The organism is Amycolatopsis sp. NPDC005961 (assembly GCF_040629235.1).
GTDB classification, from domain to species: Bacteria; Actinomycetota; Actinomycetes; order Mycobacteriales; family Pseudonocardiaceae; genus Amycolatopsis; species Amycolatopsis camponoti.
The window spans coordinates 333659-344284 of the sequence record NZ_JBEXVF010000001.1; the positions used below are offsets into that span (position 1 = coordinate 333659).

Annotated in this window: 9 protein-coding genes; 4 read left to right on the forward strand and 5 right to left on the reverse strand. The window is 75.6% G+C overall.

Annotated features, from left to right (window positions below):
• The first annotated feature begins 8 nt into the window (after positions 1-8).
• From ABZ342_RS01700 to ABZ342_RS01715, 4 genes are all read left to right on the forward strand, one after another.
• Positions 9-911: an NAD(P)H-binding protein gene (locus ABZ342_RS01700; RefSeq protein ID WP_360468132.1), complete on the forward strand. Its 903-nt coding sequence runs from the start codon at positions 9-11 to the stop codon at positions 909-911.
• Positions 912-922: 11 nt separating this feature from the next.
• Positions 923-1690 (forward strand): SDR family oxidoreductase, encoded by a 768-nt coding sequence (locus ABZ342_RS01705; RefSeq protein WP_360468133.1) that lies wholly within the window; start codon positions 923-925, stop codon positions 1688-1690.
• A 97-nt stretch (positions 1691-1787) separates the two neighbouring features.
• A complete protein-coding gene (locus tag ABZ342_RS01710; RefSeq protein WP_360468134.1) occupies positions 1788-2681 on the forward strand; it encodes a TIGR03619 family F420-dependent LLM class oxidoreductase in 894 nt (297 codons plus the stop codon).
• Positions 2682-2767: 86 nt separating this feature from the next.
• A complete protein-coding gene (locus ABZ342_RS01715; protein WP_360468151.1) occupies positions 2768-3415 on the forward strand; it encodes a response regulator transcription factor in 648 nt (215 codons plus the stop codon).
• A gap of 15 nt (positions 3416-3430) precedes the next feature.
• Here the strand turns inward: ABZ342_RS01715 and ABZ342_RS01720 are convergent, their stop codons facing one another.
• The 5 genes from ABZ342_RS01720 to ABZ342_RS01740 all read right to left on the reverse strand — a co-directional run.
• Positions 3431-6199 carry an AAA family ATPase gene (locus ABZ342_RS01720; protein ID WP_360468135.1) on the reverse strand — a complete coding sequence of 923 codons (2769 nt, stop codon included), beginning with the start codon at positions 6197-6199 and terminating at the stop codon, positions 3431-3433.
• 2 nt (positions 6200-6201) lie between these two features.
• Positions 6202-6396 (reverse strand): hypothetical protein, encoded by a 195-nt coding sequence (locus ABZ342_RS01725; protein WP_360468136.1) that lies wholly within the window; start codon positions 6394-6396, stop codon positions 6202-6204.
• 2 nt (positions 6397-6398) lie between these two features.
• Complete coding sequence (locus ABZ342_RS01730) at positions 6399-6593, reverse strand: hypothetical protein (protein WP_360468137.1); 195 nt, start codon at positions 6591-6593, stop codon at positions 6399-6401.
• 2 nt (positions 6594-6595) lie between these two features.
• Positions 6596-9325 (reverse strand): AAA family ATPase, encoded by a 2730-nt coding sequence (locus tag ABZ342_RS01735; RefSeq protein WP_360468138.1) that lies wholly within the window; start codon positions 9323-9325, stop codon positions 6596-6598.
• On the reverse strand, positions 9309-10626 hold a 1318-nt coding region (locus tag ABZ342_RS01740), incomplete at its 5' end, for a LuxR C-terminal-related transcriptional regulator (protein ID WP_360468139.1). The genes ABZ342_RS01735 and ABZ342_RS01740, both read right to left, overlap by 17 nt.

Here is a 10626-nt window from a genome sequence, read left to right on the forward strand (position 1 = left end):
GGCCTGAGATGTCCCACGACGACCGGCTCTTCCTCGTCACCGGCGCGACCGGCAAGACCGGCAGCGCCACGATCGCCCTGCTGCTGGCCCGCGGCCACCGCGTCCGCGCCATGGTGCGCCGGGAGGACGACCGCTCGCGCGCGCTCGCCGCGGCGGGTGCCGAGGTGGTCCGGGCGGACTTCCTCGACCTCGACGGCGTCACCGCCGCGTTGCGCGACGTCACCGGCGCCTACTTCTGCTATCCGGTCCGCGAAGGCCTGCTCGAGGCGACGGTCAACTTCGCCCAGGCGGCAACGGAAACCGGCGTCCGCTCCCTCGTCGACATGTCGCAGATCTCCGCCCGCCGCGAAGCGCGCAGCAACGCCGCGCGGCAGCACTGGCTCGCCGAACGCGTGCTGGAGCGGACCGGCCTGCTCACCACGCACCTGCGGCCGACGTTCTTCGCCGAGTGGCTCACCACGTGGTGGGAGCTGCGCGACGGCGAAGGCCTGCTGCGCCTCCCCTTCGGCGAAGGACGGCACGCGCCGATCGCGTCGGCCGACCAGGCGCACGTGATCGCCGCGGTCCTGACCGACCCCGAGCCGCACGACGGCGCCGCCTACACCCTGCACGGCCCGGTCGAGCTGAACCACCACGAAATCGCCGGGATCATGGCCGCGACGCTCGGCATCCCGGTGCGCTACGAACCGATCAGCGTCGAGGAGTTCTCCTCGACGACGACCGCGCGCGGGCTGCCCGCGCACCTCGTCCAGCACCTCGGCAACGTCGCGATCGACTACCGCAACGGCGTCTTCGCCGGCACCAACGACGTCGTCGAGAAGGTCGGCGGCCGGGCCCCGCAATCGGTCGAGCAGTTCGTGCTGGCGCAGAAGGACACGTTCACCACCAACGGCCCGTACTTCGTTCCCTGAGGAGCACCACCATGTCGTCCGTACTCGTCACCGGCGCGTCCCGCGGCATCGGCCGCGCGATCGCGCTCGAGCTGGCCCGGCGCGGCCACCGGGTGATCGCGACCGCGCGCCGGCCCGGCGCGCTCGCCGACCTCCCCGTCGACCGGAAGCTGCGCCTCGACGTCACCGACCAGGACAGCGTCGACGCGGCCGTCCGGGACGCCGGCGAGATCGACGTCCTGGTCAGCAACGCCGGCGAGACCGTGCGCGCACCACTGGAAACCGTTCCGCTCGAGGAGGTCGAACGGCTCTTCCGGCTCAACACGGTGGGCGCGCTGCGGGTCGCCCAGGCCGTGCTCCCGGCGATGCGCGAACGCGGATCGGGCCACCTCGTCTTCGTCTCGAGCATCCAGGGACGGCTGGTGCTGCCGATCATCGGCCCGTACGCGGCCAGCAAGTGGGCCCTGGAGGCGATCGCCGAGACGCTCGCCATCGAAGCGGGCCACTTCGGCGTCGACGTCAGCATCGTCCAGCCCGGCGCTGTTTCCTCCGGGGGCGGCGAACGCGCGAAGGTCTTCTTCACCGACGACGACCCCTACACCCCGCTCCACGACCGGCTTTCCGCCCTTCGCGGCGAAGCGGTGACGCCCGAAGAAGTGGCCGTCACGGTGGCCACGACCATCGAGCAGCCGTCGCCTCCGCTGCGCGTGCCGGCCGGGGCGCCCGCCGAGAAAGCCTTGCGGGCGCGCAAGCAAGCGCCGGAGAACGAGCCGTTCCTGTTCGCGAAGATCGACTGGTAGGCCTTGGGCCCATCGACCTACTTGAACGAGCAACTAAACGCGAGTACTACTGGCTTCAGGGTCAGCAAGATCCGTTCGCTCTCCAGGGGAGAATTTCATGCAGTTGGGGTTCAGCCTTCCCGTCTTCGGCAAGGCCGCCGCCACGCCGGGCGGGATCGCCCGGTACGCACGCGAAGCCGAACGGGCCGGGGCAGCCAGTCTGTGGGTCGGTGACCGGCTGCTTTCGCCGGTCGCGCCCGTCGTCTCCTATCCCGGGTACGACACCATGCCCGAGGAGTTCCACACCGCCCAGGACCCGTTCACCGCGCTGGCCGTCGCCGCCGCCGTGACCGAGACCGCGATCCTCGGCTCCAGCACCATCAACGCCACCCAGTACCAGCCCGCGAACTTCGCGCGGATGCTCACCAGCATCGACGTCGCCAGCAACGGACGGCTGCTGCCCGGCCTCGGCATCGGCTGGTCGCCCGACGAGTACACCGCCATCGGGATCCCGATGAGCGAACGCGGGAAGCGGCTGGACGACCTGCTCGACCTGCTCGAGACCTGGTGGACTCGCGACGTGGTCGCGCACGACGGGGTCGGGTACGCCATCGCCGAGTCCCACGTCGACCTCAAGCCGGTGCGCAAGCCGCCGGTGCACCTGGCCGGGTTCGGCGAGAAGTCGCTGCGCCGCGTCGCCGAGCGAGCCGACGGCTGGCTGCCCGTCTGGTCGGTCCCCGAGCAGTTCCCCGCGGACGTGCTCACCTCGACCCTGGCCAAGATCCGGGCCGACGCCGAACGCGCCGGGCGCGACCCGAAGGCCATCGGCGCGGCGCTGCGCGTGAACGCCGCCCCGGGCACGGAACCGGAGCTGATCGCCGAGTCGGTGACGAAGATCGTCGCGGCCCTCGAGCCGGACCACACCTTCGTCGACATCGCCTACCTGACGAGCAGCGTGGACGAGCACCTCGACCTCACCGGCAAGCTGCTGGACCTGGTCGCCAAGGGCTGATCGGCACCGCGTCGCACTGTCCGGGCGGTGGTGGCCCGGACAGTGCGATACTGCGGGGTGTGCGCACAAAAGGGAAAGACGACAAGGTGATCCGCCTGGTGATCGTCGACGACGAGCCGATGGTGCTCGCGCACCTGCGTACGGTGCTGACCTCCGCCGGGGACATCGACATCGTCGGGCAGGCGCAGGACGGCGCCGAAGCCGTCGAGGCCGCGGGACGCTTCCGGCCCGACGTCATGCTGATGGACCTGCGGATGCCCGGGGTGGACGGGCTGACCGCGATCGAGCGCATCGTCAAGCTCCCGAACCCGCCGTCGGTCGTGGCGCTCACGACGTTCGACACCGACAGCTACGTCCTCAAGGCGCTGCGGGCCGGCGCCTCGGGCTTCCTGCTGAAGTCGACGCCGCCGGAGGACCTGATCGGGCTGGTACGGGTGGCCGCCGACGGCCACACGGTGCTGTCCAAGGAAGCCGCGCGCCGGATGGTCACCGCGTCGGCCGGGGAGCACGAGCGTTCGCAGGAGGCGCGGGAGCGCACTGCCGACCTCACCGACCGGGAGCTGGACATGCTGGTCTGCCTCGGCGAGGGCATGTCGAACGCGGCCATCGCGGCGAAGCTGCACCTGTCCGAGGCCACGGTGAAGAGCTACGTCTCGCGGATGCTGACCAAGCTCGGCTGCGCCAACCGCACCCAGGCCGGCCTGCTGGCCCACGAAGCCGGTCTCGCCGGCTGACTGCACGCCGGCTGACTAGACGCTGCTGCGCGCTCCGAAGCCCCAGGCGCCGAAGACCTCCGCCAGCTCCGCGCGTCCCGAAATACCCAGCTTCCGGTAGCAGTTCGTCAGGTGCTTCTCGACCGCGCGCCGGGTCACGTTGATCTCGGCCGCGATCTCGCCGTTGGTCAGGCCGTCGAGGGCGAACCCGACCACCCGGCCCTCCGCCTCGCTGAGCGCCGCCGACGGCCCGGCCGGCGTGCCCGGCCCGGTCGTCTCCTCGGCCGTGCGGCAGGTGAGCCACGGCGCGCCGCAGCCCTCGGCGAGGCGGTAGGCCTCGCGGAACCGGTCCGCCGCCCCCGCTTTCCCGGCGTCGCGCAGCAGCGCGCCCTCCGCCAGCAGCGCGCGGACCAGCTCCAGCCGGTCCCCCGACGCCCGGGACGTCGCGATCGACTCCGCCAGCAAGCCGTCGGTGTCCCCGGCCCCCGAGGACAGCGACGCCTTGATCCGCAGCGCGCGGCCGAGCGGTGCCGGCGCGCCCCAGCTCCGCGCCCACCGGACCTCGTCGTCGATCAGCTCGCCGGCCGAGACCGGGTCGCCGAGCCGGCGTTGGAGCCAGGCGCTCCACGTCCGCCACGGGAACAGCGCCGGGTTCCGCCAGCCCGCCCGGTGCAGGGCCGCGCCGCAGTCGAGGAACCGCGCCAGGGCGCCCCGGGGGTCCTCGACCGCCGTCGCCGCGCCGCGCAGCATCAGCAGCGCGGCCCGGATGTGCAGGCCGGCGCGCCCGAGCGCGTGCTCGTCGTAGTGCTCGACCAGCGTCGTGGCGAGCCGCTCGTCCCGGGTGACCACCGCGATCGCCACCAGGGCCATCACCAGCGACTCGGGTGCTTCGCCCAGGTTCCCGCCGATCAGCTCGTAGGCCTCCCAGGCCGTGGCCCGCGCGCGGGTGAGCTGCCCGGTCTGGGCCAGCACGGCCCCGCGGGCGGCGATCAACGACGCGGGCCGCGCCGGGCGGCCGCGGACCGGTTCGCCCACCGCGCTCTCCAGCCACGCCGACGTCGGGCCGAGCGCGCCCGCGGTGAGCGCGGAGATGATCAGCAGCGGCGCGGTGCCCGCGAACTCCGCGGACGACGCGGGGGCGCAGCGCAGCAGCCGGTCGGTCAGCTCCGCCACGGTCGCCGCGGGCATCCCGGCGCTCAGCGTGGCCGCGTGCAGCAGGACCGCGAGCAGCTCGCGTTCGGCGAGGGTGGCGATCGGCGGCTCCGGGCCCAGCTCGCGAAGGCGGTCGACCGCCCCGGCGAGCAGCGTGGGGTCTTCGCAGCGGGTGAGCCGGATCCGCGCCTCCAGGCGCAGTCCCGCCTGGGCACCGGCGTCCTCCGGGGTGACGCGGGCGACGAGGACGGCGGCCTCCGGGCGGAGGAACGCCGAGAGCGGCAGCAGGGTGACGGCCTCGGCCCGTTCGCGCGGCGTCGGCAGCAGCCCGATCGCCTGCGTGAGGTGCCGGATCGCGGCGGAGACGTCGAAAGCGGCTTCGGTGAGAGCCAGGTCCACCAGCCGCCAGCCGCGCTCCGGGCCGTCGGGCGGCAGGTCGAGCAGGGCGCGGCGCAGGTACCGCGCCGCCGTCTCGGGCTCCCCGCGCCGGGTCGCGGCGTCGGCGGCCGTGCGCAGTTCCTCCGGCATCCACGGCGCCGGCGACGGCGCGGGCACCTCGAGCAGCTGGGCCGCGACCGTCTCGGCGGCGAACCCGGCTTCGTGGAACACGGTCGCCGCGCGCACCCGCAGCCGCAGGTCCTCCTGCGCGGTCATCGACGTCTCGATCGCGGTCCGCAGCACGGGCGCGGCGAACCGCGGCGGGCACGCCGGAGCGAGGACCCCCAGGCGTTCCAAGGACCGCACGGCCTCCGCGACGGCGACCGAGTCGGCGCCGGTGAGGTGTTCGACCAGCCATGGTTGGGCGTGCTCGCCGAGCACGGCGATCGCCCGGGCGCAGTCGCCCACCTGCGCGGGCAGCACGGCGAGCTGGGCGGACAGCCGTTCCCCGAGCACCGACGGCCCGGCGCGGCGCACGACTTCGGTGAGGTACAAGGGATTTCCGGCACTCGCCGCGTGGCAGGCGGCGACGACGCGCGGGTCGCCGGCCCGGCCGTCGGACATCGTGCGCAGCACCTCCGCGACGCCGTCCTCCGACAGGTTTCCGGGCCGGATCCGGGTTTTCGCCAGCTCCCACAGCTCGCGGATCGCGGGCCGGTCGGCGCCCGGGTCGCCCTCGCGGACCGTGACGACGAGCGCGCAGGGCAGGTCGTGGATCCGCCGGGCGCACTGCCGCAGCCAGGTCAGCGACTGCCGGTCGGCGACGTGCAGGTCGTCGACGAGCACGGCGAGCGGCCGGTCGGCGCTGATCGCGGCGAGCAGGCCGACCAGCCCGTGCGCGGTCAGCACATCGTTGTGCTCACCCGGTTCCCACCCCGGCCACCCCGGGGCACCGGGGAACAGCCACCGCGCCGCGCCGGCGGTCCCGGCGAACCAGCGGTCGGCAGCACCCGCGTCCGCCTCGGCGACCAGCGGCTCGAGCACCTGACAGGCGATCCCGAAGTCGAAGTCCTGTTCGGTCCGGCTCGCCGCCGCGGTGAGCACCCGCGGGCCACCGGGGTCCGCTTCCGCCGACCGGAGGATTTCCTTGAGCAGGGCGGTTTTTCCCACGCCGAGCTGGCCGGTGACCACCGTGACCGAGCCATCCCCCGCCCCGGCGGCGGCGATCGCGTCGAGCAGCCGACGCAGTTCGGGCTCACGTTCCGCCAGCGCCACGGTCAGCCCTCCTCGCCGGTGGTGGCGAGCTGCCGCCGACGGTCGACGCCGGACTTGCGGTCGACGTCGGCCTGGCCGCTGCCCGCGAGCGCTTCGGCGAGCTGCCGCCTGCCGTCGATGCCCCGGGCTCGGTCGGCGCTGCTCAGGTGCCGCACCCGGCCGCCGGCCACATCCCTCCCACGGTCCCGCAACGCCACGGCTACCCCTCCTCGCCGGTGGTGGCGAACTGCCGCCGACCGATGATGCCGGACTTGCGGTCGACGTCGGCCTCGCCGCCGCTCGCGAGCGCTTCGGCGAGCTGCCGCCTGCCGTCGATGCCCCGGGCTCGGTCGGCGCTGCTCAGATACCGTGCCCGCCCGCCGGCCACATCACTCCCACGTCCCCGCAACGCCACGGCTACCCCTCCTCGCCGCTGCCCGCGAGCGCCTCGGCGAGCTGCCCCCGGCCGTCGATGCCCAGCTTGCGGTAGACGTTCGTCAAGTGCAGCTCGACCGTTCGGCGGGTCACCGCCAGCTCCACCGCGATCCCGGCGTTCGACGTTCCCGCCGCGGCCAGCTTCGCCACCCGGCGCTGGGCCTCGGAAAGCCCACCCTCCGCCACCGGCCGGCCGGTCAGCTCCCGCAGCCGTCCGACGATGGGCCGCCAGCGGTAGCGCGCCGCCAGCGTGCTCGCCTCCGCGAGGTGGTCCGCGGCGCCGCCGGCCGCCGCCAGCTCGACCAGTGCCGTCGCGTGGCGCAGGTGGCTGCCGCTGCCGCGCAGCAACTCCACGGCCTGCCCGAGGTGCCCGGCGTGGCCGGGGTCGCCGGGGCCGAGGGTGAGCGCGGCGGCCAGGTGCGCGCCGCCGACCGCGGCCGGTGTTCCCCATGCCGTCGCGGCGGCCAGCTCTTCGGCGAGCAGCAGCCGGGCGGCTTCCCGCTCGCCGGCGGCCACCAGGCACTTCGCCGCGGCCGATCGCCAGGGCAGGACTTCGGGGTTTTCCCAGCCCCGGGCGGACAGGCGGCGGCCGCACTCGCGCAGCGGGGCGAGTGCCTCGCCGGGCCGGTCCTCGCCGAGCAGCACCGCGCCCTGGGCGTACAACAGGAACGCGCTGCCGAGCCCGGGTCCCGGCTCGACGGCGTCGCGTTCGAGCGCCTGCCGCGCGAGGTCGGCGCGGCCGGCTTCGAGGTGCACCCGCGCTTCGGTCGCGATCACCCGGCTGCGCAGCATCGAGTGCCAGTGCCGCGGCGGCACCAGCTCGTGCGCGGCGGCCAGGTCTGCCGCCGCCGCGTCGAGGGTCCCCACCGCGAGGTGCCGTTCGGCCCGCTCGGCCAGTGCGCGGGCGATCAGCGTCCGGGAACGCCGCCGGCGCGCCCGCGCGAGCACGTCTTCGCCGTGGGTCTCCGCTTCGGTGAGGTCCCCGGTGAGCACCAGCGCGCGGACCGCGGCGGCGCGCGCGGTCAGCGACGTCACCTCCGCCATCGGCTGAGCCAGCGCGGCGCGCGCGAGCCCGCGCACCCGGGCGGGACGCACGCCACGCCGGGCGAGCAGCACCGCGGCCACAGCCGCCTGCGCCGGGTCCGAAGGCCGTTCGGGCAGCGGCGGCATGCCGTAGCCGCCGACGGTCGACCGGTCCTGCGGGTCGCCGTCGGCCAGCCAGTACAGGGCGAGGAGGGTGGCGCGTTCGGCCGCCGAGACGTCCGGGCGGCGGAACGCGGCGATGAGCGTGCGCTCGTTCAGCCCGCCCCGCGCGTTGAGCAGGTCCGCGGCCAGCAGCCGATGGCCGCCGAGCCCGGAACCGTCCACTTCGGACAGTACCTGGGCCAGGTGGCGGTCGCCCGCGTCCTGGTCCAGCAGCAGTTCCGCGGCACCGAGGTCGAGGAGCACGGCCGCGCGCCGCGCCGGTGCGAGGGGTTCCCGCAGGGCGCGCTTAAGCGACGCCGTCGTCTGCCCGTCGGGGCCGTCGCCCTGGCCCAGCCGGGCGGCCGCGCACAGCACCTCCACCACCCAGGGTTCGCCGATCACCCGGGTCCGGCGCAGGATCGCCGCGACGGCCGCGTTCGCGACGCCGTGTTCGTAGCCCAGCTTCGCCGCGCGGGTGAAGAAAGCGTCGCGCTCGCTCCCGGTCATCCGGCCCAGCACCCGCTGGCCGGCGTCCGGTTCGGTCAGCCCACCGTCCGCGGTGACCAGGCCGAGCGCGCGCAGCCGCGCGAGTTCGCCGCCCAGCCGCTCCGGCGGGCATCCGGCGAGCTCGGCCAGCAGCCGCGGGCCGAAGCCGTCCTGGCACACCGCGACCGCGCGCAGCACCGCGGTGAGCTCGGCGGGCAGGACGTCGACCAGGCGCAGCAGGCGTTCCCCGGCGATCCGGGTGAACAGCGCCGCCCGTTCCCGCGCGAAGCCGGGTTCCATGCGCAGCCGGTTCAGTCCTTCGGCGAGCACCGCCGGGTTCCCGCCGCTGCCGCGCACGGCGTGCTCGACCAGCCGCTCGTCGGCCGCCGCGCCCAGCCGTTCGCGCACCAGGCCGGCCACCGCGGCGTCGCCGAGCGGGCGCAGCCGGATCGCGTGCGCGGCGGCCGCGCGGGGCCGCCAGGTGTCCAGCCCGCCGGTCTGGCCGACGACCAGCAGCACGGGAACCTCGCGCGGGAGCCCGGAAAGCGCGTGCAGCCACGCCCGGGACGCGGCGTCGGCCCAGTGCAGGTCGTCGACGGCGAGCACGAGCGGCCGTCCGTCGACCGCGGCGGCCAGCTCGCGGCACAGCCCGGCGAGGACGCGCGCACCGCCGCCGTCCCCCGCCGCGGCCGCGGGGAGCGGGCTGCCGAGCGCGGTGAAGACCTGGTGCAGCACGGTGAAGGGCCGGGTGCCGTCGGACGGGCAGCACGGCACGTGGGCGACGCGCAGCCGCGCCTGACGGGCGGTCGCCGCGACGGACGCCAGCAGCGCGCTGCGGCCGGCCCCGGGCGCGCCGGTGACCGTCACGACCGCCGGACGTCCTTCGCGCACGTCGTGGACCAGCGCGGCCAGCAGCGCGGACTCCTCGTCCCGCTCGACCAGCCGTGGCCCGGGCACGCCGCGCTGCGGTGGCACACCGGCCGCCTCGGGGGGCGTCCGCCCGGTGCGCGCCGGAGCGTCTTCGCTACCCGGCGAGCCCATGGGTCCTCTTCGGTGCCCCGGCGGCGGCCGAGCCCGCGCTCGCCCGCAGCGCGTCGGCCAGTTCGGCCCGGCTGTCGACGGCCAGCTTCCGGTAGACGTTGGTCAGGTGCAGCTCGACGGTCCGCGGCGAGACGAACAGGGTGCCGGCGACGTCGCGGTTGCTCGCCCCGCCGGCGACCAGCTCGGCCACTTCGCGTTCGCGCTGGGTCAGCACGTCGGCGCGGGGCTTCCGCAGCCGTCCGCCCGACTCCTCGAGCAGCTCCCGGGCGAGCTCGCCGATCGAGCACCACCCCGAGCAGGCGGACAGCATCGCGGCCTGACGCAGGTGCTGGCGCGCGGCCTTGCGGTCGCCGGTGCACGTCAAAGCCTTGCCCAGCAAGTACTCCGTCCGCGCGTACTCGACCCGGCACGGCGAGGCCGCCAGTACCCGGCCCGCCTCCGCCAGCAGCTCCACCGCCCGCGTCCCGGACGCGACCACGCCGCGGGCGGCCAGCACCAGGCCGCGGGCCGTCGCCGTCGGCCACCCCTCGGCGAGCTCCTGCCCGCGTTCGGCGTACGCAGCCGCTTCGCGGTGCCGGCCCTGCCGGGCGAGCAGCAGCGTGGCGGCGTACCACCACGGCGCGAACACCGGGTTGCCGACGCCGGCCTCGTCCTGCCGCCGGCCGGATTCGAGCAGCAGCTCCAGCGCACCGTCCACATCGGAGCGCAGTGCCCGGGCCCCGGCCAGGCCGAGCAGCCAGAGGTGGTGCTCCGCCGGCGCGGCGGCCAGCTCGTCCGGGCGGGCCGCGCGCAGCAGCGCTTCCGCGGCGGCCGGTTCGCCGTCGTCGCACAGGGCGGTCGCCAGCGCGGTGCGGACCTCGAGCCCCAGGCGCTGTCCCGCGCTCGCCAGCGCCGCGACGCGGATGTCGGCGAGCGCGCCGTCGCGGTCGCCGCTCTCCCGCAGCGCGCGGTAGCGGGCGGCCAGCGCCCGGCCGAGCCCGGCCCGGTCGCCGCGCACCGCGGCCTCGGCCACCGCGCGGTCGAGCGCTCGCAAGGCGTTCGGCGCGTCGTCGACCAGCCGCAGGGTCCGCGCGGCGGCGAGCAGGTCGTCGCTCGACGCGGCCGCCACCGGCAGCCGGACGACGGCGCGGGCGCAGGCCGCGGCGACCTCGCTGCCGCGGCCGGCCAGCGCGAGGACGGCGGAGCGGTCCGCCAGGTCCCGGGCGCCGGGGTGGCGGGCCGCGGCCGTTCGGGGGGACCGAGGCTGCGTCCTGCGGGTAGCGGCGGTAGTACGCGGTGTTCTTGCGGTGCACGCGCGGATA